Consider the following 23765-nt stretch of genomic DNA (forward strand, 5'->3'; position numbering starts at 1 on the left):
ATCTGTTTTCTGATTCACGCTGGCGCGGTCATTGGAGCCGCAAGGACGAAAGAGAGGTAGGGCTTTCGTTGTTTTAGAAAAAAAGAAGCACGTACAACTGTGAAATGCATGCTGTTCCGTTATGCTGTGGGGATTACGTGTCGCTTGACTTAGCAGCGGCAGGTTAAATATAAGCAATTAAAGGGCTGCCTGGCCGGCGACAACTGTCGCTGGCAGGGCAGCCCTGTCCAATTTGCATATCTATTTCGTTAAACGACTTTAACTGTATAAGCAACGGTGATTAGATTGCCATTCCGCTGAAATTGTCCCCATATCCGATAAACGCCAGACTTAGGAAACATCGTCGAGAATGTTGCTTCCGGTCCAGTACCATTATCATCCTCTGCATGGACATGCAGGTACTCCTCTGCCCCTTCGCCAACAATAACGACATGACCGATCGCTCCTAGGTACGGCATCAAATCCGACACCTTCTCGCCAGTTGAAGCATCTTCAAAGCGGAACGTCAGCCTCGATTGTTGCCCTGCCGCAAGTGTCGAGATATCCAAAGCAACGTTCATCCCCTCGACTGTTTTCGGTTTAGAAGGATCCGTATCAGGGAGGGGTGGGACTGCTGCATCCGTTCCTCCAGCGATATGAATTTCACCCCTCGCAGTGACTCCAGCTTCTCCTGCTGGTTTGTAGTCAGCGAATAAACGGTATGTTCCACCTTTCGAAAGTACAACATCCTGCTTGAATTCGCTCTTGCCATCGTATTCGGGATGTAGATGCTGAAATTGGCTCAGATCCTGGCTCACCATGATCAAATGCAACAGCTTCTCATGACTGATAACGAAATTCTCGATCGGCTTCCCTTCTCCATCCATCATGCTCATCTTAATGGAAACCGTCTCACCAGCTTTAGGATGCTCAGGATCAAACGTCCAAGTTACCAACGAATCGGCAGTCTCCGCATCTCCATGACCTTCGTGATCACCTTCGTTCAACTCGCCGTTAGCCTGTTCTGCCACATGATTACCATGGGAGAGCCCCGCACCGCTTCCGCAACCACTTATGGTCAATGCAGCACATAACACAATGGATATCACTATTGAGCGGTTCGTGTTTCTCTTAGACCACATCATAACCTTGATCTTCAATCGCTGCTTTAATCGCATCCAGACTCACTTTGCTGTCATCGTATTGCACTGTCACCGATTTATCACCCAGACTCACTTGACCGGTTGCACCAAGTCCGCTTACCGCTTTCTCAACCGAATTCACACAATGTCCGCAGCTCATACCTTCAACCTTCAATACTACGTTTGCCATTATTAATCGAACCTCCTGTTATTTCATTAATTTATTTACCGTTACCAACAACTCTTCAATGACTTCATCTTCACCAGCTTGAATCCGCTCTACGATACAACTCTTCAGATGTCCTTCGAGCAGCAGCTTGGCGACGCTTCCCAGCGCAGACTGAGCGGCCGCGATTTGCGTTATAACGTCATCACAATACGTATCCTTCTCGATCATGGACTTTATTCCGCGAATTTGTCCTTCGATCCGATTAAGACGACTCGTCAAATTTTGTTTCGTCTTATCGGAGTGATGGCTTTTCCTGCCTACTTCACTCTCTGAGCCATGACATGACGGGCTGTCGATAGCATTAGGTGTATGCTCCATGTAATACCTCCCCAGGGTATGCAACTTATGTTCACATCTTATCATACCCCTTATGGGTATGTAAAGTATGAATCGCCAATCACCACTAACCTTTACATGATTCTCACTATACACGATGTATTGGTTTATGCTACGATCCACATGCAAGCGCTATCTTATGTTCTACCTATTGTTAATCACTTTATTCGAGAGGATGAATCCCGATGAATAACCTCATTAACTTCGCTCACCGTGGTGCAAGCAAATATTGCCCAGAGAATACAATGGCCGCATTCGTCCATGCAGTTTCATTAGGCGCGACAGGAATCGAAACCGACATCCAACGAACGAAAGATGGTAAGCTTATCTGCATCCATGACGAATCTTTGTTCCGGACGACAGGACTGAACCAGCTTGTAAACGATACAGAGTTTGAAGTATTGTCCCAGCTGGATGCCGGTGGTTGGTTCGATGCCTCCTATACAGGCCAACGAATTCCAACACTTGATCAGTTGCTTCAATTAGCTGTAGAACACGATCTCTATCTTAATCTAGAGCTCAAGAACGGTATCGTATTATACCCCGGCATGGAAGCTGAAATTATCGAAGCTGTGCGTACGGCTGGACTTGCCCATCGTGTCGTCTTGTCAAGCTTCAATCATTATTCGCTCGCGCTCTGCAAACATCTCGCTCCCGATATTCGCACAGGCATTCTGTATATGGAAGGACTTTATCGCCCATGGATTTATGCCGCAACTCTGCAGGCGGATGCGCTCCACGCTTATCATCATGCCGTATTACCAGAGTGGGTACAAGAAGCACAGGAGCACGGAATCGTTTATCACCCCTTTACTGTCAATGACGAAGCCGAGATGAGCCGATTAATCGAAGCTCGCGTTGCCGGCATTATCACGGATTATCCGGATCGGCTACGTGATCTTCTGGCGGCGAGGTAACCCCATGAGAACTTATTCAGCGCGCAGTATTTGGCTGCTCGGCTTTGGCTTCTTCAGTATCAGCATAACCTGGGCGCTCTATAACGCCTATGTCCCGCTTTATCTCGAGCATTTCATCAAGAGTACAGCCCTGATCGGCTTCATGATGACGATCGACAATTATTTCGCTATGTTTCTTCAGCCATGGATCGGACGGAAAAGTGACAAAACACGCTCGAAGCTTGGCAAGCGTATGCCATTTCTCCTCATTGGTATGCCGCTCGCCGCTGTTTTCGCCGCGCTTATCCCATGGCACAATGGAATCGTAACGTTAGTCGCGTTTATGGTGCTCATGAATCTATCGATGAGTCTCTACCGTTCTCCAACGGTAGCGCTTATGCCGGATCTTACACCGGCCGACAAACGAACAGGAGCCAACGGCATCATTAATTTCATGGGAGGCATTGGTTCCATTCTGGCATTTGCCGGAGGGGCTTATCTCAACGATTGGCATACCTCCATGCCGTTTCTCACTTCTTCAATCATTACGCTGCTTTGTATGGTGATCCTTCTGTTTGTCGTTCGCGGGCAACTGCAATCGGATAACACTAGTTATATGGCGCAAGAAGAACCCAAACTGACCAAATTCAGCGCCGAATGGAATCGTCCCACTATGTTCCTTCTAGGTGCGATCTTCTTCTGGTTCTTTTCCTATCAGGGCGTCGAAGCACTGTTTACGTTGTACGGAACGAATCGTATGGGCATGACGGACAGCGAAGCCGCCTTCTCGCTTGCTTTTTTCTCTCTCGCATTCGTAATTGCCGCAATACCGAGCGGCATGCTCGGCAACCGTTATGGCAAAAAAACAATCATTCTCATTGGCGTGGTCGGCTTAATTGCTGTATTCTCGCTCATTTCTCTCGCCGAATCGGTACTGGCTCTGCGGATTATGCTGCTCATCGGCGGTCTATTCTGGGCATGCATTAATATTAACTCGTATCCATTTATCGTACAGCTTGGAGAAGAGAGCAGCATCGGCACCAGGACCGGTATTTATTATATTGCTTCATCCATTGCTGCTGTTTCGTCTCCGCCTCTAATGGGGTTGCTAATCGACTGGCTGGGATATTCGATCTTGTTTTATGTCGCAGCAGGCGGCATGGCCGTCGCGCTTCTCTTCTTGCTTGGCGTCAAGGATCGCGGCCATACCATCTCTCCTACATCTACACATTCCGCTTGATACCTTTTTCCGGTTCATCTAATAAGGGCTGCACCCAATGTCTCGAGACATGGCGCAGCCCTTATTCATTCTCGTTATGCGATTAATGGATGCTGCCTTTACTGAAGTTGCCACCCATTACATCCGAGACATGTTCAACGGCGATAAAAGCTTTTTCGTCAATTTCCTGAACGATACTTTTGAGCTTCGCAAGCTCCAGACGGGAAACGACACAATAAATAACTTGCAGCTCGTCGCCGGAATATCCGCCGCGCGCTTGCAGCAATGTCGTGCTGCGACCTAGCCTGTCCATGATTGCCTGGGAAATTTCCGAATGTTCCTTGGAGATAATCGTAACAGACTTGGATTCATCTAAACCTTCGACAACAATGTCGATGACCTTAATCGCTATGTAATAAGCCAATATCGAATACATGGCAGATGTCCATTCGAAGACGAAGCCTGCGATCAGGAAGATCGCAAGGTTAAAGATCATAATCACTTGTCCTACTGCAACACGCAGCTTCTTGGAGATCAGAATGGACACAACCTCAATCCCATCAAGCGCTCCACCGTACCGTATGACAAGTCCGACGCCCGCACCCAATATCATACCGCCAAACAGAACTGCCAGCAGCTTATCTTCCGGAAAAGCATCGACATGGTGTAGCAATGCAGTGGTTATCGACATAATGGCGATGCCATAAAGAGTGGATAACGCAAAGGTTTTGCCAAGTTGCTTGTAACCGAGAATAAGAAAAGGGACGTTCGCGAGGAACAAGTACACGCTGAGGGGCAGCGGCGTTAACTCGGATAACATGATAGAGATGCCCGCAATTCCGCCGTCGATGATCTGGAACGGAACAAGGAATAATTCGAGTGCAACGCCCATCAGAACCGCACCGATTGTAATAAATAATAATCGTTTGGAGATTTCTAAAGGGGATAATTTTTTGTGTACTCTGTGCGGCAAGCCGGTTCCTCCTATTCATGATAAGAATGCTATTTTTTATTATAAACGGTTTCGAGAAATCACGCATCAATATCTATTTGAGATGGATGACAAAAATAAAATAGCTCCACGGACAACGGTTACGTTGTCTACGTGAAGCTTCTGCTCATCTATTAGATGTCGCCGGACTCGCCGATTCTTCCCCCATCTGCAATCGATACATCCGATGATATCTGCCGCCTAGCGCCATCAATGCATCATGGTTTCCTCTCTCCACGATCTCGCCTCGATGCAGCACCAGAATATGATCCGCGTCCCGAATGGTTGATAAGCGATGGGCAATTACTAACGTCGTTCGTCCCTCGCTAACCACCTTTAGCGCACGTTGTATAATATGTTCGGTCTCACTGTCGACGCTTGCTGTCGCTTCGTCCAGAATAAGGATTGCCGGATCGTACGCGAGTGCCCTTGCGAACGAAATCAATTGTCGTTGCCCGGCAGAGAACGTGCTGCCACGTTCGACAACAGGCTCGGACAATCCTTGCGGCAGCGATTGGACAAAGGACTCCGCTCCGACCTCCTTGAGAGCTGCCCAGACCCGTTCGGGCGTTATGTCTTGCTGATGGAGGCTGACATTAAACGCGACATCACCCGCGAAGAGGAATGGATCCTGGAGTACGATGCCCATTGGGCTGCGAAGCTCCTGCTTCGACATCGTAGCAATGTTCCTCCCATCGATCGTGATCTCTCCTTGATCCGGCTCGTAGAACCCCAGCAGCAGATTCATGATTGAGCTTTTGCCCGAACCTGTATGACCGACAAGCGCCAACGTTTCTCCTCGTTTGACCTCGAAGGTTATCCCTTTGAGCACCGGTTCGCCGCTCTTGTAGGAGAAGGTGACGTCGCGGAATACGATATCGCCCTTCGGGCGTTTGTCGTTCGGGGCAGTGTCCACATCGACGCCGTCCATATCCATAATCGAAAATATTTTCTCGGCTGATACGTATGCTCGCTGCGCATTGGTCAATTGATCGAAGATACCGATAATTGGGTGGAAGATTCGCCCCAAATAATCAATAAACGCATATAACACGCCAAACAGGATGGCTCCTTCGAGCGCTTGCCCGCCAAAATACCACAACACAAACGCCGTCAACAAAGCGCCGATCGTACCTACGATATTACGTGAAGATAACGAAAAAACACGGAATTGCTTAACCTGGTTTACGTATCTGTCGTTGTTCAGCTTCTCGAATTCATCGATCGTGCGCCGCTCCCTGCGAAAGGCCTGGATGATGGGCATTACATTGATCGACTCGTTGATCATTGCGTTCATATCACTAAGCCTGGCTCGCATTATCGCGATGTAGCGTTTGGAGTAACGGAGATGCACGACCATAATAAGTGCAAACAACGGCAACAGAAGCAGACATAGCAGCGCCAGCTTAACATCGAGAACAAAGAGCGCAATGTAGATGCCGGCAAGCTGAACAAAGCTGACAACAAAGGTTGCCATAAAACTCATAAATAACTCGCGTACGGCTTCGGTATCATTGGCAACCCGGGATACGATCCCTCCGATCGGTGTATTGTCGAAGTAGCGAAGCGGTATCCGATGAATCTGCCCCATCAGATCCATTCTCATATTCTTGATGATGCGGAGCGCCGTCGATTGCAGCATATAAGACTGTAGAAAGTGAAAGCAACTCGCAGCAACTAACAGTCCGACATACAACAATAACAATCGCAGGACTGGCGCCATCTGCTCTACACCGCCTTGGCTCAGATGATCGTCGATAATTGCTTTAACGATCAGCGGACCTGCCAGCTCAGCGCCAACGGCGCAGCATAGGATGAAGATCGCGATGACAATTCTGTATTTATATCGGAGTGCATATGACAAAAGACGCTTTATCGTCGTTCTCCCGGATGCAGGTCGTTCGACTTCGATAGATTCCATCCATATCCCTCCTATTCTGCAAGACTTGCTTCCATCTGCTGACGATCCCATTGTCGCTTGTACCAGCCGCCGAGCCCCATCAACGTCTCATGCGTGCCTTCCTCCACCACTGCTCCTTCGTGCAGAACCAATATCCAATCGGCATGACTGACGGCGGACAACCGGTGGGTCGTGATGAATGTCGTTTTCCCTTGACGTTCTCTGCGAATCGCCTTCAAAATACGATTCTCCGTTCGTGCGTCAACTGCAGATAACGAATCGTCGAATAACAACATCTCAGAATCAATCAACAATGCGCGGGCAATTGCGAGTCGCTGCTTCTGGCCTCCGGAGAGCATTACCCCGTTTTCTCCGACGATCGTTCCGTAACCTTCAGGCATACCAGCGATATCTCCATCAAAGGATGCCATCTCCACCGCCTTCACGATTTCTTCTTCCGTTGCATCCGGTTTGCCCAGCGCAATGTTGTCCCTAATCGATTTGGAGAGAAGAAGATGCTCCTGCGGCACATAAGCGATCCATCCCTTTAATAGATCCAGTGATATTTGCTCAATTGGCGACCCCGCAACGAATACGGATTCCGGCTGAATCGGATACTGACGCAGCAGCTGCTTCAGCAGTGTGCTCTTGCCGCTGCCCGTCTTGCCTACGATACCAAGCGTCTGTCCCCTATGAAGTCGGAAACTGATGCCGGACAAGCTCGGCGCAGCCGCCTCTGGATAAACAAAGCTCAGCGATTTGAACTCGATGCTCTCTGGGATGCTCGGTCTGACCGGCGCCTCTGGCTCCGTCACATCAGGCTGCTGTGCAAACGCTTGGTCCAATCGATCGGCAGAAGCGCTTCCACGTTGAAGCACGTTAATAAATTCGCCAAAGGAAATCATCGGCCATATCAGCATGCCAAGGTAAATGTTAAACGTCAGCAATTGGCCGATCATAATTTCTTTCTCCAGTACCAAATAGGAGCCGTACCCGATGCTTATGGTATAGCTGATGCCTACTATGATTGAGATAAGCGGGTGGAACATCGCGTTTAGCAGCGAAACCCTCCTATTCTTCTCCATGACATCCTCCGTCACCCGATCGAACGCAGCCAGATCCGCTTGCTCCTGTACATAGGAACGAATGACACGAATGCCGGATATCGACTCCAGCGCATGATCATTCATCGTTCCGAAGGCCGCTTGCGCCGCCATAAAACGATCGCGCACCTTCGTGCCAAGCCAGCTGATCATAAATGCGAGAAGCGGCAGCGGCAAGAGCGCTGCAAGCATGAGCTTGAAGGAAACAAACGTCACCATCATAACAATGACGACGGACGCTCCGACAAGCGTGTTTACTAGCGTCATGACGCCATATCCTGCCGTATTGCCGATTGTTGTAATATCATTGGTAGCTAACGCCATCAAATTGCCCGTACTGTTCTTATGGAAGAAAGAAGGTTTCATACGCGTCAAGTGACTCAGCAATTTGCCTCGCAGTAGCTTCTCCACAAGCACTGAATTTCCAAACAACGTCGTAATCCATATGTACACAAACACATATGTCAGCAATGCCAGCGACACGAGCAATAATACCGTCCTGCCTAGATCCTCTTGCGTCAGCTCACCCGCACCAATCTGGTCCACCGTGTTGCCGATCCATCTCGGAGGTACAGCAGAGAGCAGGCTGACGATCGTCATAATGCTGATCGCTATCGCATAGCTGCCCCATCTTTGACGAAAAAACCAATCCAAACGCTTCAAAAAAGTCAAAGGATCCCCTACTTTCAGCGCAGTGATTGTATAATATTACCTTTAAATATGAAATCCTACAACTGATAAAACGATTTAAATCATATGTGACGGAAGTGTCACTTACGAACATGAGCAATCGATGGCACGAGTCTTAGAAGAACGGTATATTGGGATCATAATCAAGTACAAAGAGGAGAAAACATATGAAGATGCCAATCATCCGCGCGAAGAACGTAACCAAAACCTTCGGTAAGACGACTGTGCTGCGTAATATAGATCTAAACGTCAACGAAGGCGAATTCACCGCTATTATGGGACCGTCTGGCTCGGGGAAATCGACTTTGATGAACGTATTGTCCACCATCGACCGGGTATCTGGAGGCGAGGTATGGCTGCAAGAGCAATCGCTGCTGTCACTGGGCAAAAGAGAGCTTCGTGAATTCCGTCAGGAGAAGATGGGATTCATATTCCAAGATTACAATCTGCTGGACACGTTAACCGTCAAAGAAAATATATTGCTGCCCTTGTCTCTCAGAGGCTTCAAAACAACCGAAATGGAGGCTCGACTGAAGTCGCTCACGAATACGTTGCAGATAGAATCCATTCTCGACAGGTACCCGACAGAGATTTCCGGAGGTCAACAGCAAAGAACAGCATCCGCAAGAGCGCTCATTACGAATCCGTCCGTCGTCTTTGCAGATGAACCAACCGGAGCGCTGGATTCCAGATCGGCGACCGAGTTGCTAGAAGTGCTGTCCGGTATGAACAAGAAGCTAGGCACGACAATCTTGATGGTCACACATGATCCTTATGCGGCCAGTTATTGTAGTCGAGTCGTTTTCCTGCGGGACGGATCTGTCGTGAACGAGCTTTATGCGGGCGATCAGTCCCGTAAGTTTTTCTTTGATCGAATCCTGGAGTCGCAAGGTTTGCTCGGAGGTGGGCGGGGATGAGTCTGCTACAGCTAACGCTACGGGGAGCTCGCCGCAATTTCAAAATATATTCAATCTATCTGCTGGCGATGATCATTGGTGTCATTATTCATTTTACATTTTCATCGCTCATGTACAACGAAGATATTCTGGATGCGCTGCGTAACAGCGACATGTTCCGCCAAGGCGTCACGATTGCCTCTGTCGCAATCAGCTTATTTATCATCCTGTTTATCTTATATGCCAACTCGTTTTTTATGAAGCAGCGCAAGAAGGAACTCGGCATGTATCTGCTGCTTGGGATGAACGAGAGACAAGTAACGTTTATGTTATTGTACGAAACGCTCGCTATGGGGGCCTTCTCACTTGTAACGGGGATGTTGCTTGGCGGTTTGTTGTCCAAGTGGTTCGGTATGCTGCTCATGAAGCTAATGGAGTATGACCAAGCTGTCTCCCTATCGTTCCGAGGCGGCGCAATCGGCACAACGGCGCTCGTATTCCTTGCTATCATTGTAATCATCAGCATTCAGAATTTAATCATGGTTCGCCGCGTTCAGCTCGTAGAGCTGTTCCGCGCGAGAGCCACAAGCGAGAAGCCTATTGCAGCCTCTCCTGTACTGGCATGGCTGTCGATCCTTTTGCTCGCCGAGGCTTATACGCTTATTCTTCTTGGTCGGGAATCGTTCCTCTGGCAGGATTACGGCACGTTATCGCTCCTTGCCGTTTCGGTGGGCATCCTCGCTGGCACTTGGTTGTTCTTCCGTCAGTTCACGAGCTGGATCTTGGCCAGACTTGGCAAGGCGTCTCGTTATCTCGAAAGCACGACCATGTTGTGGACCTCGGCTCTGCGCTTTCAGGTGCGAAGCAACGTTCTCAATCTAACCTTTATTACGTTGTTTAGTTCTGTTCTCATTCTGTTAACCAGCTTCGTGGCCATCAATTATAGCGTGCAGTTCAGCGCGGTGGGGAAAAATCTGCCGCATGATATCGCATTCGCAACAATAGACGAAGATACGGTCTCTAAGCTCGATGGCATCATTCGGGGCTCCGAAGAGCATCCAGTGAACGAATATCGTCTCCTGCACACGCTTGAGACTGAAGCGGTTACCGATCGGGAGATCGCATTCCAGGGCGAAGAACAATTTGACCCCGGCGTGTTACTCGTCTCAGAGTCGACGTTCAATTCGTTTGAACAAGTGCATGGCCACTCGAAGCGCACGCCGCTATCAGGTAATGAGACGATCTCTTTATCCGCCGGCATCGACATTCCTATCGTCTACGAGCAAGATGAACAACCTGAGTTCGAGCTGCTGGCAGGCGATTCGCCGATCACACTTTCCATTGCGGAACAAATCGATTATTCGCTGCTCGGCTGGAAAACCAGCTTAGAAGACTCGATGTCAAGCAAGGTAGCCGTACTCGTCATCTCCGACGATTTGTACGTCTCCTTGCAGCCTAGCGCCAAGGAAAGAACGTTCCAGACTTATGACATTGAAGATGCTGGGAACGCGGAGGAATTGTCGCTCCAAGTGCAGGAATTGTTTTATGCTGCTGCTCCGAATGGCTATTATTCTTCCTTCGCAGATGTGTATTCCAAGCAAATTGAAAGCTCGTCTCTCTTATTGTTCTCAGGAGCCTTCTTGGCGATAATTGCGCTTTTCGCGCTAGCGAGTGTCATCTACTTCCGTCAGCTTAAGGAAGCTACGGATGCCATCCAGCAATTTGAGACATTGCGCAAACTCGGCATTCGGAGCGGCCAAGTGAAAGGTGTCATTCGCAAGCAGCTGCTGTTTGTGTTCGCGCCGCCGCTCGTGCTCGGACTATTGACCAGTTGGCTCGTCATTGATTCCTACATGCTCGATACGCTGCAGGATTACCCTGATATCGTGTCCATCGTGTTCGCGTCCATGGGCATCTATATCCTTATATACAGCTTGTTGTATTGGTCCTCGGCAAGCGTCTACGAACGAATCGTCAGCCGGAAGCTTTAACGCTTCCGGTTTTCTTGTTCCAGCTCGCCCACAATGAATTGATACGGATCATGAATTCGCGGGCAATGAAGCGTCATAGAAGTGTACTGCCCTTTCTCCGACTCGCATGACAAATAATGCCCCAACTTGCCGCACATTTCCTGTGCCAAATATAAGCCCATCCCCGTAGACCTTGCATGATTCCGCCCGTTCTCGCCGCTAAAACCTCGATTGAATATACGAGGCAAATCCTTGGCATCGATCCCCGCTCCGTTATCGAGCACGTTGAACTGTATCTCTGAATCCGTCTCGGCAGTCGTTATTTGCACAGCCCCCTCTGATGGCGTGTACTTCAGACTATTCGAGATCAACTGATGGAGCACGAAGGAGAGCCATTTGCGATCGCTTAACACTAGGTGCGAGTGGACATGCAAGCTGACTTTTATTTTTTTGGCAATAAACGTCTTCGCATGTTGCTTGACCACACTTTTCACCAATTGCTCCATATCGACGGATTCGATCTCATAATCTTGGTGGAAGCTGTCCAGCTTGGCATGATAGAGCGCTTGATCAACATAATGCTCGATACGGGACAGTTCCTCGTCCATGTCGGCCGCATGCGGATCCGTCTGCTCGATCAGCCGCAGAACGGCAATCGGCGTCTTGATCTCATGAAACCAAGACACCATATACCGATAAGATTCCAACTGTCTGTCCTGAAGATCGTTCAACTTGCGGATGTATTCCATCTCCATCCGGCTTAGCTCGTCCTGATAGGCCTCCCCCTCAAGAGAAAGCGGCTCTCCGTCTTCATGCCGGAGACGGCGGACACTCTGCGTTTCTCGGATGTAACGATAGGAGAAAAAAGCAGCGAGCAATAACGCAAGAAGAATGAGCCCGTATAGAAACACATCCCAGTCATAGTCGATGCCAGGATCCGCATAACAGACTCCCATGGCCAGCGTATAGCTCGCCGCACATATAATCAAATAAGAGCGTTGATAACGTAGAAACTTCTTGATCCGACTCATTCGACGATGTACCCCATCCCTTTGCGGGTCGCGATATAATCCTCCATGCCAAGCTCTGTAATTTTCCGGCGCAGACGGTTAACGTTGACGGTTAGCGTATTATCATCGACAAACTGCTCGTCCTTCCATAACGCATGCATAAGCTCTTCCCGCGGAACAATTCGACCTATACTGCGCATGAGCACTTGCAAAATAATAAATTCGTTGCGCGACAGCTCGGCAGTCTTATCATCCGTCTGGACCGACGAATTGCCGAGATGGAACGTCAAACCGCGATGCCGCAGCTGCAGCGTCTCGTCCTGATACGTATAATTGCGCCGAAGCAGCGCGCTTACCTTGGCCACTAACACGGATAGGTCGAACGGCTTCTGCACATAATCGTCGCCCCCCATATTAATCGCCATAATGATATCCATGTTCTGACTTCTGGAAGACAAGAACAGTATCGGCACCTTCGAGACGGCACGAATGCGCTGGCACCAATAGTAGCCGTCATACACAGGGAGATTGATATCCAGAAGGATGAGATGAGGCTCATGTGCTCGAAATTGCTCCTCAACCGTCTCGAAGTCCGTCGTTTCGACGACCTCGTATTGCCACTTTCTTAGGCTGTTCGCTACAATACCGCGAATCTTCTCGTCGTCTTCGACGAGCATGATTTTGAACAAATGTGGCACTCTCCTTTGTACTCATTGTTGGCACGAGCCACTGATTGATCTATCTCATTTTATATCCATATATGAGGTGTGCTGTGATTCTGTTGCCTAATGATGCCAGTATATCACAACAAATCATCAACAAACTGCTCCCCTCCAATACAAAGAACCCGCCATAGGCGGGCTCTGAACATCGGACTTCCAGCTAATGAGGCGAGTCTTCGATTCGTGTGCTGCAGCACCTCTACAGCTGTTCAAGAATAAACGATTCAATCTTAGCCGGCTCATCTGTAGGAGCGAATCTCTTGATCACACGACCTTGACGGTCGACAAGAAATTTCGTGAAGTTCCACTTGATCGACTTAGTGCCAAAAACGCCTCTAGCTTCGTCAGTCAAATGTTTGAATAGCGGATGGGCATCATTTCCTTTGACGTCTACGCGAGAATACAGCGGGAAGGATACGCCGAAGTTCAACTCGCAGGCCTGGGCGATTTCCGAATCTTCGCCTTTCTCTTGATTCGCAAACTGTGCGCAAGGGAAGCCGAGTACGGCCAATCCTTGGCTTGCATATTCGTCGTGCAGCTTCTGAAGTCCCTTGAACTGAGGTGCGAAGCCGCAGCCTGTTGCCGTATTCACGATCAACATAACGTCCCCTTTGTACGGCTCGAGCGTTTGCTGTTCTCCTTTAATCGTCTTGACCGAAATATCGTATATGGACATGATATCACTCATACTCCTTTCATTACCCATTTATATTTTGTTTAATTAGATTTTATACAATTAATCATGAGGTGTCAATGGATTCATTCTATTTAGAAACGCACTTCCAATATTCCACTTCTAGTTTCTATTACTTTTTGAATTCTATTCATAGTGAAGCAGCGGAATTTTGATAGAGTTGAGTACAAGCACAGTCCAGTGATAGAGATCCGGCATATCTTGTCTTATCACAAGGAGGTGTATTAAATTTATGAGTAAAAAATCCAATCAGAAAAATGATCATGTCAGCAGTAAAAGTCGTCCTGCTACAAAAACGAAGAGGATGATAATTCAAAGTAAAGATTGCGGATGCAAAAAGAAAAAACGTCATGGAGGTGCTGGATCAAAATCAGGTTCAGGAAATAATGGATCGGCCAGCGGCAAAAATTGCTCACCCGTCATCATTGTCGGTCCTGGTCAAGGTGGAGGCAGCACTCGTTACAGATGTTGTGCACCAGGGAAACGAGGACCTCAAGGTTACCCTGGTCAACAGGGTCCTCAAGGAATCGCTGGGGCGGAAGGACCTCGCGGACCTCAAGGCTACCCTGGTCAGAACGGGGCTCCTGGAGCCCAAGGTCCGGCAGGCGCTCAAGGTCCAGCAGGCGCTCAAGGTCCGGCGGGCGCTCAAGGTCCGGCGGGCGCTCAAGGTCCGGCGGGCGCTCAAGGTCCGGCAGGCGCTCAAGGTCCGGCGGGCGCTCAAGGTCCGGCGGGCGCAACTGGGCCGACTGGTGCTGCTGGCGCAACTGGTGCCACTGGTCCTGCCGGCGCTGCTGGCGCGACTGGGCCTGCCGGCGCTGCTGGTGCCACTGGCGCTACCGGCGCTGCTGGCGCGACTGGGCCAGCTGGCGCTGACGGTGCCACTGGTCCTGCCGGTGCGACTGGTGCCACTGGTCCTGCCGGTGCTGCCGGTGCGACTGGTGCCACTGGCGCGACCGGTGCGACTGGTGCAGACGGCGCCACTGGAGCGGACGGCGTTGCCGGACCAGCCGGCGCTGCTGGCGCTACCGGTGCCACTGGTCCTGCCGGCGCAGCTGGCGCGACTGGTGCGACTGGCGCGACTGGCGCGACTGGACCAGCCGGCGCTGACGGCGCGACTGGTGCGGACGGCGCAGCCGGCGCAGCTGGAGCTACCGGTGCCACTGGTCCTGCCGGCGCTGCTGGCGCGACTGGTGCGACTGGCGCGACTGGGCCCGCCGGCGCTGATGGCGCCACTGGACCCGAAGGGCCGACCGGACCCGCAGGCGCTACCGGCGAGATGGGACCAACAGGTCCAACCGGTTCAAGTGTTGTAGATAATAACGCAACCTTTTATCATTCTGACAACCAGAACAGATCTTCTAACGTTGCTCTTACGTATGACTCGGCTGGTTTTGTTAATGGAACGGCCATTTCGGCTGCGACGCCTACTCAAGATATTATATTGGCACCTAACCAATCTTATTTCGTCACCTATTCGGTAGGTGTTCCGGGATTACAGCAGGAGAACGTACAATTGCGTCTGGAACTGGACGGAGTATTAGTACCAGGCAGTATATCTCAGGTAACCAATGGTAGCGACAACCTTAACATTCAGCCAGTAGCCACACAATCCGCTATCGTCAATGTCGAAGCAGGCGCCCCTGGCGTATTACAGCTATTGCCTTCAGGATACGGCGGAGCTCGACAATTCACAAGACCAAATGTTACTGCCATCAAGTTAATCTAACAAGAAATCCTTCAAATTGATTGGAACAGGAAAAGGCGCAATTTCCACAAGAAATTGCGCCTTTTCATCTATGATTTTCAGTTATCCAGAAACTCCAATCTAATTGTATTGCTTGGTAGATTGTCAACCGCCTTGAGCCCTTCGGCCGGACGAAAGCTGAAATCCAATGTTGCGCTCGACAATAGAAATGGCTTTATTTGCTGCTTAATCCTGATTTGATACATGGCTACAATTTCATCTCGCTCAGGCATGGCCCTTAAATAAACAGTGACCGCATTGAAGTGATCTGCATGAATTGGAATAGGAACATTATTTAGTTTAAAGCTATCCGAAACCAATTCCGTACCCCGAGGCAAGGTTGTTCGATATTGCACAGGAGAAGCGGTCAGCTTGCCTATATTGGTAATACAAGATTGTATAGTGACGATATCACCTACTTTAATAATGTAGCGATCGGCACAATGTGAAACCTCCATGACAGCAACCGGTAACCGGATGACTTGAGCGATCAGCACTGGAGAGGGACAGTGGCTTCGCATTCTGCTGTAATTTGTTGTTTTAAGATGGCTGTCTTCGTTGAATTGGAGGTTTAAGAGGCATGTGCGTTCCTTCAAGATTGGATCCAGCACTTGCAGCTTGGCAGACCAAGGCAAGCCAGGTGAATTGATTGGCAGTGATGATATCCACGTATCCCATTCTGCCATGGAGGGCTGCGACCAGCACATGGATATATGACATAAGGGCATAAACGGAGAACCGTATACAATGAGCATGTGCCATGGCATTAGAGTGTAATTCGATGACTTTCGGTCCAATTGAACCTTGTATCGGGCATTCAAGTGGGCACGCACAAAATCTGCTACGTTCAGGATATGAATATATCTATCATCCTGATCAGCAATTGAGGATGAAACTGAGCGAATACGTTTAATATGATAATCAGCCATCAAATGGATGATACACTCCTTCTCAGACGTGTGCCATATGAGTATGGCTTGGGAGATGTAGACGCTTTTTTCGCTAATTCGCAAAGTCGCCGTGTGCCCAGTTTGATTGGAAAGCCATTTCATATCTTGCCTCTTGCATGTATCAATACGAAGCATATCTGATCACCATCCGGCTTGTTAGGGTGGGTGAATGCGGGATAGTACGTGGATATCTGTATCAGAATATGCTTCAACTGAATCATCTATGTTTACAGGGTGCGTACACATATTCAAATAACCGTCTCGCAGCCATAGGCCGCAAGACGGTTATTCGCTTCTGCACTATTCATCATAATCAGCGAGCCCGCATCGACATCGCTCCAACCGCTCCAAGAATCACACCAAGAAGGGCGCCAGCCGCCACTTCGCTCGGCTGATGACCGAGCGTCTCCTTGAGCTTCTCTTTGCGCCGCTCATGGTAGATGCCGGGATGATGTCCCGCCAATCTCTCCACATCGGCATCAAGATCATTGACTTGTATCGCGATTTCTCCCGCGTGCCTGCGAATATTCATGGCGTCGTACATGACGATTAAGCCAAGTATGCTGGAAATGGCGAATTCCGGTGTACGAACTCCATATTTCATCGCCGTGTATGTGGCAAGTGCCGACACACCGCTCGAATGCGAGCTCGGCATTCCACCGGAGCCGGCCATTTTGCTCCATTTCCATTCGCCCGTTCGACACGCATGCAATGGAACTTTGAGCAGCTGCGCAGCGCCAATGGCCGCAAGCGCAGTAGCTAATCCTCGGTTTGCCATTACGGATCCCTCCTGACTTCACTTCTTCGTCAGTGTTCCCTAAGACAAGTACGAGCATGCCGTGTCCTAACAAGGCTTATTTGCCCAGAAGTTCCAAATGTCGGCCGATATGCACACCCAATCCTTCGGCGAACACTTCCTCGCGATCTGCAAGAGTCTGGAAGAATTCATCGGCGAACGTTTTGCTGCCGTCATCATTATTCGCTTGCAGCAGCAAGCCGTACGTAATATGCAGCAGCTGGCGAGCGTTGTTTTCGTTCATGTATTCCGGCAGCTGCACGTCACTCACGCTGGCTAACGGCGCGATGGCGCTAATATCCGTTGTAACATGATAATAGACCGTTGCTTCATGGAAGTGATCCAGCGCGAATTGATGCATGCGGCGATACAGCGACGGATTCTCGCTAGCCACTACACGAACCGCTTCAAGCCAGTTCGTGCCTGCCGTCTTAAGATGGAACAATCCATTTGTATATTGCCCGATTAACGGGAACACGCTAAATTTGTCGCTGCCAGAGTGGATGCTCAGCTTGTAGCCGAAGTGAACGGCGATTGCCGCATGACTCGCAAGCTCCTTTTCGAATTGTGCGATATCCCCGATGTAATCAATGCCCTTTTGGAATTCTCCGCAGAATCTTGGCGCCATGCTAAAGATCGTTACGCCGCGATGATGCAGCTCGCTGGCTACGAGGTAATGCGCTTCAGGCGAGGTTGGCGTTTCTGTCTCGTCGATCGAAATTTCGAAGTCGACCTCGCGATCCAGCGTCTTGATATAGGTATTATAGATCTCTTCCATAAAATCGATCGCCTTATCGTAGATAAGCACATCCTTCATGAGCGATTCGCGGGTAAACGCAAGCGAAGCGCCAGGAAGCGCTGTATCGCCGCTCAAGTAACGCGACTCATAACGCTCGCGCAATTCGGCGGGCAGCAGCTCGTATTTCGCAGCAATCTCAGCAGAAGAAGCTCCGCCGATCGTACCGTCGATATGCTCTGAGCAATCTAGCGTCAGCATCGTAAAGCCTAGACGCAGCGCGTATTCGATATCTTCTTTTTTCTTCAAATGGTCGCCATCTGCTCCATATCCATCCGTATACCCTTCTTGCAGAACGGCATAAGCGGCAGCGTCCAGTACATCCTCATAGGTGCGCCCTGTCAACGTCAGCTCACGGATACTTTGCTGAGCCAGCACAGGTCTGATGTCCTTGCCCCTAATCGTACGAATATGTCCTGGGCTCGCGATGCCAAGACGATCGCCGAGACCCATCGTTGCCACCTTCGTACCGAAAGCACGCGGTGCCGTATATGGGAAATAGCTGTTAATCGTTAATCTGTTCTCATGAGAAAGCGCACACAGCTTGCCTGTGCCATCTTCGGTTAACTCGCCAACAAGCGCATCATATAATTCTCCGTCTCCTGCCGCATACAGCTTTTTGCCTTGATCTGTTTTGACGATGGCAATCGTCGTGCCGGATGCTTTTGCAACAGAATTGGGATATACATAATTGTCGGAAGAAGTCTGCTCGGATGTGTTGCCGGATTGCAATTCATCGATCCATGTTTTCATTGCGATAGGCCTCCCTTGTCATTTGCATCACCCAAGTCAAGAATGTAAGGGTTATCACCTTTATTCGAACATGGATGAGCCGGTATGAGATATAGATATCGTATCGCAATTATCGATATATTTCTTTTCATTTATTCTTATTTTCTAATAAAACTATTCATATTTTGCAATAATATGCTACGATCTTCTTAACAAAGAAGGGGAGCTGCTCAAATGTCTGATACCGTAACCTTCGGCAACGAAGAAGAAGGCCCTTTTTATCTTCAATACATTCGCCGTTCCGGTCCGTTCGAGCGAACGCAGCATATGCACGAAATGTACGAAATGTATTACTTATACGAAGGTGAGCGCATGTATTTCATTCGTGATCGCTCATACCTTATACTGCCCGGTGATCTCGTGCTTATTAATCGACGCGATCTGCATGCCACTTCGGACTCTGGGCAATGGGGCCATGCTCGGGTTGTCATCAATTTCAGCGATGCTTTCGTCGGTCGTGCGCTAGAGGAAGCGCCTAATTTGCTGGATGCGTTAACCCACGGTTCACCCGTGTTACGCTTAGACCTGTCAAGCAGACGCATCGTACAGCGTATTTTGGATTCCATGACAGAAGAGGCGCGCGAGGATGAGCAGGACCAGTTGTTTGCCATTCGGCATTATTTGCTCGAGCTTCTGTTGTTTACATCCCGATTCGTCCGTCAGCATCCCGTCACTTCACCCGATCATGTCAGCCCGCTCCATCGCAAAATATCCGCCATCGTCCGTTACATCAACTCTAATTATGCAGAGCCAATCCGGCTCGAAGAACTAGCGTTTCAATTCGAGATCAGTCCTGCGTATCTAAGTCGAATGTTCAAAGAAGTAACGGGATTTTCGCTTGTTACTTACGTCAATCTCATACGTATACAAGAAGCGCAGCGTCTGCTGCAGGAAACGGATGACAAAGTGATTACGATCGCCGAGCATGTGGGCTTCGGCTCGCTGGTACAATTCGGACGCGCATTCCGCCAGATAACAAACATTACACCGCTGCGCTACAGACAATTTTCCCAAAAGCAGCCATCAGCCGAATCGTAACAGCAAACTCCAATAGCCCCTATTTGCCACGCATGCGAATATGGCCGGGATGCCATGCTAATGACGTGGAAGGAGGTGCTTCAAACATGTCATCATCCAAACGTCGCAGGGAGAATGCCTGGCATCAGCGCAAGCATGGTCAGAAACCGCCGCACGGGAAGGTCAAATCCTTTGAAGAATTGAGCGAAGGCACGGACAAAACCAACTCCTAACATGCAGAACAACAAGAGGGATGTCCATGGTCGAATAGACCTCGGACATCCCTCTTGCCTGGCATAACTCATTTACTTTTTTACCTGTCATGCGGCATCAAAGATTGTTTTGTAGAAAACAAAGCGCGACTGCTATCGTTAGACGACTTTCATCAGGATCTCCTCATAACGATCGTCGAATGAGATTCGCAATTCCTTATCTTCCAGATACCATAGATTATCATCTTCGATATAGAAGAGAATGCCTTCAATCTCGTGGCGCAGCCCCTCGCTTCTTGGCGAGTCCTTCGTAATGCCAAGCGACAATCCAGGATGAACGCTGCCGCAGCCGCCAAGTCTGACAAAAATGCGGAGCGCGTCTCCATCGGACAACTCCATCTGCTCCTTATACCATCGCGCCGCTGCCTGTTCTACCACTAACTTCATCGCTGTCAGCTCCTCGAAGTCATAATACCTCCATTATACCCGCCATTCATCGATGCTCCAACCCCAGACAGAAGTACTCGCTTATATATATGGACGATGCAGCAATAACATGCTTAATCAATGGCGGTTGCACGTCGCAACAGCTGATAAGTAATCGCAAACACTGCCGCAATGAGCACAATCGTGATTACAATCGACCAGAGCAACATATCGGATCGCTCCAGAGCGGACTGAGTCTCTTGGTAGGCGAAGCCACTTAACGAGCCGGGACTCCAGCTCAAATACTTCGGCAGCAGACCCGATGTGAGCGATAATGCCGCCATTAATCCTAGCGTGCAGAAAGCAGCTGCAGCGGGACTCCTCAGCATCGTACTGAATAGCAGCGTCACGCTCATCACAAATGCCAACCATAAACCATACACGGCAGCGCTGCGAATAAAGGCATCGAACGGGAATGAACCAATGAGCAAGGTTGTGTAATACCAAGCAGCTCCGTAACCCGCTAATAACGAGAGCCATGCGAGCAGCAGCATACTGCTCCACTTTGCACCCAGAAAGGCGCTCACAGACACAGGTTTGACCAAAATCAAAGAGGCTGTACCGCTGGTACGTTCTCCCGAGACGATCCCCATAAAAACAAGAACGATAACCAATAAACCCAGTACACCGAATTGTGACAACGTATTCGCCATGACCTGCGAGGCCTCTGGTGGCGGAATGTCGATAATTGCTCCCTCGGGCAAATTGCCCGCGTTCTCCAGAATAAACGGCATATAGTAGATCGATACGGGCTGCATAATACCTAGCGCAACAAAGATAAGCGGCACAAAAACCAGCTTCATACTGCGTGTAAGCTCCAACAGCTCTTTGCCGAGCACTGCACCGTACCTGCTGGAGATAGAACTAGTCTGTGTCTGCACGGATGATTTCACAAGCTCACCGCCTTCATGAACAAATCCTCCAGCGTCGAATATCCCGCATTCATCCGAATAATATTCACTTTATGGTCTGCCAGCTCACGCAAAATATAGGACCTTGCCGATTCCAGTTCCTTTACTTCCAATCGCATGAGATTGCCTTTCCACTCCACCAATCCGATGTAACGATAAGCTTGATCTGCTGGGTCGGCCACCATTGCCATAAACGCCGTAGCCCATTTCACCGTTCGTTCATCCCGCTCCAGAAGCAGCTCAATGACAGGCATTCGATGCTCATTACGAATTCTCTCAAGCTCACCTTTCAACGCTACTTGTCCTTCACGGATAATGACGATGTCGTCACAGAGCTCCTCTGCGTCATGGAGCACATGGGTCGAGAACAAGACAGTTGTCTCCTGCTTGAGAAGGGCAATCAACTCCATCACCTCGCGGCGTCCGATAGGGTCGAGCGCAGATACCGGTTCATCCATAATAAGCAGCTTGGGTCCGTGTACGAGCGCCTGCGCCAAACCCAGCCGCTGCTTCATGCCGCCGGAGTAGCCGCCGATCCTTCGTTTCATCGCATCCTTCAGCCCCACCCGCTCCAGCCATTCGCCTGCCCGCCGCTTGGAATCCGCTCCGGATAATCCGCACAGCTTGCCCGCATAAGAGACGAACTCGTATCCCGTCATCCATCGATAGAACTCCGGGGATTGCGGCAGATAACCGATAGCAGCCCTAGCGTCGATGTTGCCCGCTGCTCCCAGATATAGGATTTGACCTGCAGTTGGTTTCAACAATCCGGCCAACATCCGGATTGTCGTGGTTTTGCCCGCGCCGTTTGGCCCTAGCAACGCGACGCATCTGCCTTCCGATATGGAGAAGTCGATTCCTTTAACAGCCTCCACTCCGCCAAAGCTCTTGGACAAGCCGGACACTTCTAGAAGCGCGCTCAACTTCCATTTCTCCTTCCGAATACAAAGAATGCAAACGGACCGAGAATATTAACGAAAATAATAATCAAGATCCACATCAGCTTAGGACCTCTTGTCTCCTTGGCCCGGATACACAGCACGAGCGCAATGATCATCAAGATCAATTGCACGGCAACAAACGGCGCAAGAACCGCAATCAACTTCGATAGCTCCATCTCTTCCATTATGTCTCCTCCTTCTTCTCATTCAACTTCTGCTTAAGCTGCCGCCACAGCCCTCTTCGAACAAACAGCCAATACGTGATGGAAGGCAACGGGCACTGTATCAGCCCCCATAATCCCCAGAACCAGTAGCTGCTTCCTCGCTTCCGCGCATCTATGAACAACCAAGTCGACTGCGTGATCAGCATCACCGCCAGCAAGCTCCAGAACCACACCGAATTTTTTAGCTGTTCTTCCATAGCTTCTTCCCTTTCGCTCTCATCAGACGTAAGATCGTGACCGCCATGAAGCCGCCTGCAAGTAGCGTAACTGTTATTTGTAACGTCACGAACAAGGCCAAGCTTTGATCAATCGTCCAAGCCATTGCCCCTAACACCACTGCAGCCAGCAGCCAAAATAAGACCAGCTCCCTGCGAAACTTCCGTTTGAGCTCATGTTTCCTGTCAGCTACAAAGGCCTCCATAACATGAAGTTCGGGCTGTTGAGAAGTCAACACTTCGTCCATTCGTTCCAGTTGGTTGCCGATGTTCTCCCTGAACCACTGCTTGTCGCCGCGTTCGCGATCATCCATCATGTCCGCCAAGCTCCTTTCTTAATCGTTTCATCCCTTCATGTAGACGAGATTTGATGGTGCCAGAGGGCACCTTCAACATCTCGGATATTTCATCTTGCGAGTAGCCGTAATAATATTTCAGCAGGATCGGAACACGATGATGCTCCGGCAATTCCGCGAGCGCCTCTACCGCATCCGGCCACTCGCCAAGCCTGTTTATCGTCTCGAATTGAAAGGATCGTGTATATGCCTTTTCCTCTTGCAGCCATCTTTGCTCCCGTTTATTGCGGCGTGCCTTATCGATGACGAGCCTGGATGCGATTGTGATCAACCAAGTCGAAAATTTGGATGTCCCCCTGAAGGTCCCGATCTGTTCGATCGCCTTAAGCGCTGTCTCCTGCACAATATCATCCGCACGGCTTCGATCCATCGTTAGCTTGATCGCATACTGATATAAGAACGTATAATTCAGTCGCAGCAGCTCCGCCAGGGACCGGGTATCGCCTCGGATCGCTTGCTGCACGAGCTTCGATTCTTCTACTTCAATCGCCAGCGACTCCCCTCACTTCTACTTGTCTTCGCTTATATGACGTTCAGCATTCCCGTTT

The 23765-nt window shown here is 49.7% G+C and carries 26 protein-coding genes; 7 read left to right on the forward strand and 19 right to left on the reverse strand.

Annotated features, from left to right (window positions below; genetic code table 11):
* Positions 1–248 precede the first annotated feature (248 nt).
* Genes ACX1C1_RS00860 through ACX1C1_RS00870 form a run of 3 tightly spaced genes read right to left on the reverse strand, consistent with a single transcriptional unit; the run spans position 249 to position 1668 of the window.
* Entirely contained in the window at positions 249–1124 is an 876-nt protein-coding gene (locus tag ACX1C1_RS00860) for a hypothetical protein (RefSeq protein ID WP_458955314.1), read from the reverse strand.
* Positions 1111–1311: a copper ion binding protein gene (locus ACX1C1_RS00865; RefSeq protein ID WP_458955315.1), complete on the reverse strand. Its 201-nt coding sequence runs from the start codon at positions 1309–1311 to the stop codon at positions 1111–1113. Before ACX1C1_RS00865 ends, ACX1C1_RS00860 begins: the two co-directional genes overlap by 14 nt.
* A gap of 18 nt (positions 1312–1329) precedes the next feature.
* Positions 1330–1668, reverse strand: a complete 339-nt coding sequence (locus ACX1C1_RS00870) for a metal-sensitive transcriptional regulator (RefSeq protein WP_458955316.1) — start codon at positions 1666–1668, stop codon at positions 1330–1332.
* Between the two features lie 203 nt (positions 1669–1871).
* On the opposite strand from ACX1C1_RS00870, the gene ACX1C1_RS00875 reads away from it, so the two are divergent.
* Entirely contained in the window at positions 1872–2603 is a 732-nt protein-coding gene (locus tag ACX1C1_RS00875) for a glycerophosphodiester phosphodiesterase (protein WP_458955317.1), read from the forward strand.
* 4 nt (positions 2604–2607) lie between these two features.
* Positions 2608–3822 carry an SLC45 family MFS transporter gene (locus ACX1C1_RS00880; RefSeq protein WP_458955318.1) on the forward strand — a complete coding sequence of 405 codons (1215 nt, stop codon included), beginning with the start codon at positions 2608–2610 and terminating at the stop codon, positions 3820–3822.
* Positions 3823–3904: 82 nt separating this feature from the next.
* Here ACX1C1_RS00880 and ACX1C1_RS00885 read toward each other — a convergent pair whose 3' ends face one another.
* From ACX1C1_RS00885 to ACX1C1_RS00895, 3 genes are all read right to left on the reverse strand, one after another.
* Entirely contained in the window at positions 3905–4774 is an 870-nt protein-coding gene (locus ACX1C1_RS00885; RefSeq protein WP_458955319.1) for a YitT family protein, read from the reverse strand.
* A 145-nt stretch (positions 4775–4919) separates the two neighbouring features.
* Positions 4920–6713, reverse strand: a complete 1794-nt coding sequence (locus ACX1C1_RS00890) for an ABC transporter ATP-binding protein (RefSeq protein WP_458955320.1) — start codon at positions 6711–6713, stop codon at positions 4920–4922.
* Positions 6714–6724: 11 nt separating this feature from the next.
* Complete coding sequence (locus ACX1C1_RS00895; protein ID WP_458955321.1) at positions 6725–8467, reverse strand: ABC transporter ATP-binding protein; 1743 nt, start codon at positions 8465–8467, stop codon at positions 6725–6727.
* A gap of 191 nt (positions 8468–8658) precedes the next feature.
* Here ACX1C1_RS00895 and ACX1C1_RS00900 point away from each other — a divergent pair, with 191 nt between their 5' ends.
* Together ACX1C1_RS00900 and ACX1C1_RS00905 are read left to right on the forward strand one after the other, a co-directional pair.
* The gene (locus ACX1C1_RS00900) at positions 8659–9402 is read left to right on the forward strand and encodes an ABC transporter ATP-binding protein (RefSeq protein ID WP_458957561.1); all 744 of its coding nucleotides are present in this window, start codon (positions 8659–8661) and stop codon (positions 9400–9402) included.
* A complete protein-coding gene (locus tag ACX1C1_RS00905) occupies positions 9399–11372 on the forward strand; it encodes an ABC transporter permease (RefSeq protein WP_458955322.1) in 1974 nt (657 codons plus the stop codon). Before ACX1C1_RS00900 ends, ACX1C1_RS00905 begins: the two co-directional genes overlap by 4 nt.
* On the opposite strand, the gene ACX1C1_RS00910 is transcribed toward ACX1C1_RS00905, so the two are convergent.
* From ACX1C1_RS00910 to ACX1C1_RS00920, 3 genes are all read right to left on the reverse strand, one after another.
* The gene (locus tag ACX1C1_RS00910) at positions 11369–12382 is read right to left on the reverse strand and encodes a sensor histidine kinase (protein ID WP_458955323.1); all 1014 of its coding nucleotides are present in this window, start codon (positions 12380–12382) and stop codon (positions 11369–11371) included. The genes ACX1C1_RS00905 and ACX1C1_RS00910 overlap by 4 nt on opposite strands.
* Positions 12379–13050, reverse strand: coding sequence for a response regulator transcription factor (locus tag ACX1C1_RS00915; RefSeq protein WP_458955324.1), 672 nt, complete (start codon positions 13048–13050; stop codon positions 12379–12381). Before ACX1C1_RS00915 ends, ACX1C1_RS00910 begins: the two co-directional genes overlap by 4 nt.
* 232 nt (positions 13051–13282) lie before the next feature.
* Positions 13283–13759: a glutathione peroxidase gene (locus ACX1C1_RS00920; RefSeq protein ID WP_458955325.1), complete on the reverse strand. Its 477-nt coding sequence runs from the start codon at positions 13757–13759 to the stop codon at positions 13283–13285.
* 250 nt (positions 13760–14009) lie between these two features.
* Between ACX1C1_RS00920 and ACX1C1_RS00925 the strand changes: the two genes are divergently transcribed.
* Complete coding sequence (locus ACX1C1_RS00925; RefSeq protein WP_458955326.1) at positions 14010–15503, forward strand: collagen-like protein; 1494 nt, start codon at positions 14010–14012, stop codon at positions 15501–15503.
* A gap of 77 nt (positions 15504–15580) precedes the next feature.
* On the opposite strand, the gene ACX1C1_RS00930 is transcribed toward ACX1C1_RS00925, so the two are convergent.
* The 3 genes from ACX1C1_RS00930 to ACX1C1_RS00940 all read right to left on the reverse strand — a co-directional run bounded on the left by ACX1C1_RS00930 (position 15581) and on the right by ACX1C1_RS00940 (position 18816).
* Positions 15581–16573 (reverse strand): hypothetical protein, encoded by a 993-nt coding sequence (locus ACX1C1_RS00930; RefSeq protein WP_458955327.1) that lies wholly within the window; start codon positions 16571–16573, stop codon positions 15581–15583.
* Between the two features lie 211 nt (positions 16574–16784).
* Positions 16785–17249, reverse strand: a complete 465-nt coding sequence (locus ACX1C1_RS00935; RefSeq protein WP_458955328.1) for a divergent PAP2 family protein — start codon at positions 17247–17249, stop codon at positions 16785–16787.
* Between the two features lie 76 nt (positions 17250–17325).
* Entirely contained in the window at positions 17326–18816 is a 1491-nt protein-coding gene (locus ACX1C1_RS00940) for a tagaturonate epimerase family protein (RefSeq protein WP_458955329.1), read from the reverse strand.
* 213 nt (positions 18817–19029) lie between these two features.
* On the opposite strand from ACX1C1_RS00940, the gene ACX1C1_RS00945 reads away from it, so the two are divergent.
* Both ACX1C1_RS00945 and ACX1C1_RS00950 read left to right on the forward strand, forming a co-directional pair.
* The gene (locus tag ACX1C1_RS00945) at positions 19030–19893 is read left to right on the forward strand and encodes an AraC family transcriptional regulator (protein WP_458955330.1); all 864 of its coding nucleotides are present in this window, start codon (positions 19030–19032) and stop codon (positions 19891–19893) included.
* Between the two features lie 86 nt (positions 19894–19979).
* A complete protein-coding gene (locus ACX1C1_RS00950) occupies positions 19980–20105 on the forward strand; it encodes a DUF6254 family protein (RefSeq protein WP_458955331.1) in 126 nt (41 codons plus the stop codon).
* A gap of 138 nt (positions 20106–20243) precedes the next feature.
* On the opposite strand, the gene ACX1C1_RS00955 is transcribed toward ACX1C1_RS00950, so the two are convergent.
* The 7 genes from ACX1C1_RS00955 to sigY form a co-directional block, all read right to left on the reverse strand.
* Entirely contained in the window at positions 20244–20531 is a 288-nt protein-coding gene (locus ACX1C1_RS00955; RefSeq protein WP_458955332.1) for a HesB/YadR/YfhF family protein, read from the reverse strand.
* Positions 20532–20644: 113 nt separating this feature from the next.
* A complete protein-coding gene (locus tag ACX1C1_RS00960; protein WP_458955333.1) occupies positions 20645–21463 on the reverse strand; it encodes an ABC transporter permease subunit in 819 nt (272 codons plus the stop codon).
* Complete coding sequence (locus ACX1C1_RS00965) at positions 21460–22404, reverse strand: ABC transporter ATP-binding protein (RefSeq protein ID WP_458955334.1); 945 nt, start codon at positions 22402–22404, stop codon at positions 21460–21462. Before ACX1C1_RS00965 ends, ACX1C1_RS00960 begins: the two co-directional genes overlap by 4 nt.
* The gene (locus ACX1C1_RS00970) at positions 22401–22607 is read right to left on the reverse strand and encodes a PLD nuclease N-terminal domain-containing protein (RefSeq protein ID WP_458955335.1); all 207 of its coding nucleotides are present in this window, start codon (positions 22605–22607) and stop codon (positions 22401–22403) included. The genes ACX1C1_RS00965 and ACX1C1_RS00970 overlap by 4 nt, the downstream gene beginning before the upstream one ends.
* The gene (locus ACX1C1_RS00975) at positions 22607–22843 is read right to left on the reverse strand and encodes a sigmaY antisigma factor component (RefSeq protein WP_458955336.1); all 237 of its coding nucleotides are present in this window, start codon (positions 22841–22843) and stop codon (positions 22607–22609) included. The genes ACX1C1_RS00970 and ACX1C1_RS00975 overlap by 1 nt, the downstream gene beginning before the upstream one ends.
* Positions 22828–23178 (reverse strand): YxlC family protein, encoded by a 351-nt coding sequence (locus ACX1C1_RS00980; RefSeq protein ID WP_458955337.1) that lies wholly within the window; start codon positions 23176–23178, stop codon positions 22828–22830. The genes ACX1C1_RS00975 and ACX1C1_RS00980 overlap by 16 nt, the downstream gene beginning before the upstream one ends.
* On the reverse strand, positions 23168–23710 hold the full coding sequence (sigY, locus tag ACX1C1_RS00985; RefSeq protein ID WP_458957562.1) for an RNA polymerase sigma factor SigY: 543 nt from the start codon (positions 23708–23710) through the stop codon (positions 23168–23170). The genes ACX1C1_RS00980 and sigY overlap by 11 nt, the downstream gene beginning before the upstream one ends.
* Between the last annotated feature and the right edge of the window lie 55 nt (positions 23711–23765).

The organism is Paenibacillus sp. strain BS8-2 (assembly GCF_054483835.1).

Coding starts and splice junctions, on each gene's coding strand:
- ACX1C1_RS00860 (WP_458955314.1), bottom strand. CDS start 1,124: ATGATGTGGTCTAAGAGAAACACGAACCGCTCAATAGTGATATCCATT.
- ACX1C1_RS00865 (WP_458955315.1), bottom strand. CDS start 1,311: ATGGCAAACGTAGTATTGAAGGTTGAAGGTATGAGCTGCGGACATTGT.
- ACX1C1_RS00870 (WP_458955316.1), bottom strand. CDS start 1,668: ATGGAGCATACACCTAATGCTATCGACAGCCCGTCATGTCATGGCTCA.
- ACX1C1_RS00875 (WP_458955317.1), top strand. CDS start 1,872: ATGAATAACCTCATTAACTTCGCTCACCGTGGTGCAAGCAAATATTGC.
- ACX1C1_RS00880 (WP_458955318.1), top strand. CDS start 2,608: ATGAGAACTTATTCAGCGCGCAGTATTTGGCTGCTCGGCTTTGGCTTC.
- ACX1C1_RS00890 (WP_458955320.1), bottom strand. CDS start 6,713: ATGGAATCTATCGAAGTCGAACGACCTGCATCCGGGAGAACGACGATA.
- ACX1C1_RS00900 (WP_458957561.1), top strand. CDS start 8,659: ATGCCAATCATCCGCGCGAAGAACGTAACCAAAACCTTCGGTAAGACG.
- ACX1C1_RS00905 (WP_458955322.1), top strand. CDS start 9,399: ATGAGTCTGCTACAGCTAACGCTACGGGGAGCTCGCCGCAATTTCAAA.
- ACX1C1_RS00910 (WP_458955323.1), bottom strand. CDS start 12,382: ATGAGTCGGATCAAGAAGTTTCTACGTTATCAACGCTCTTATTTGATT.
- ACX1C1_RS00920 (WP_458955325.1), bottom strand. CDS start 13,759: ATGTCCATATACGATATTTCGGTCAAGACGATTAAAGGAGAACAGCAA.
- ACX1C1_RS00925 (WP_458955326.1), top strand. CDS start 14,010: ATGAGTAAAAAATCCAATCAGAAAAATGATCATGTCAGCAGTAAAAGT.
- ACX1C1_RS00930 (WP_458955327.1), bottom strand. CDS start 16,573: ATGAAATGGCTTTCCAATCAAACTGGGCACACGGCGACTTTGCGAATT.
- ACX1C1_RS00935 (WP_458955328.1), bottom strand. CDS start 17,249: ATGGCAAACCGAGGATTAGCTACTGCGCTTGCGGCCATTGGCGCTGCG.
- ACX1C1_RS00940 (WP_458955329.1), bottom strand. CDS start 18,816: ATGAAAACATGGATCGATGAATTGCAATCCGGCAACACATCCGAGCAG.
- ACX1C1_RS00945 (WP_458955330.1), top strand. CDS start 19,030: ATGTCTGATACCGTAACCTTCGGCAACGAAGAAGAAGGCCCTTTTTAT.
- ACX1C1_RS00950 (WP_458955331.1), top strand. CDS start 19,980: ATGTCATCATCCAAACGTCGCAGGGAGAATGCCTGGCATCAGCGCAAG.
- ACX1C1_RS00955 (WP_458955332.1), bottom strand. CDS start 20,531: ATGAAGTTAGTGGTAGAACAGGCAGCGGCGCGATGGTATAAGGAGCAG.
- ACX1C1_RS00970 (WP_458955335.1), bottom strand. CDS start 22,607: ATGGAAGAGATGGAGCTATCGAAGTTGATTGCGGTTCTTGCGCCGTTT.
- ACX1C1_RS00975 (WP_458955336.1), bottom strand. CDS start 22,843: ATGGAAGAACAGCTAAAAAATTCGGTGTGGTTCTGGAGCTTGCTGGCG.
- ACX1C1_RS00980 (WP_458955337.1), bottom strand. CDS start 23,178: ATGATGGATGATCGCGAACGCGGCGACAAGCAGTGGTTCAGGGAGAAC.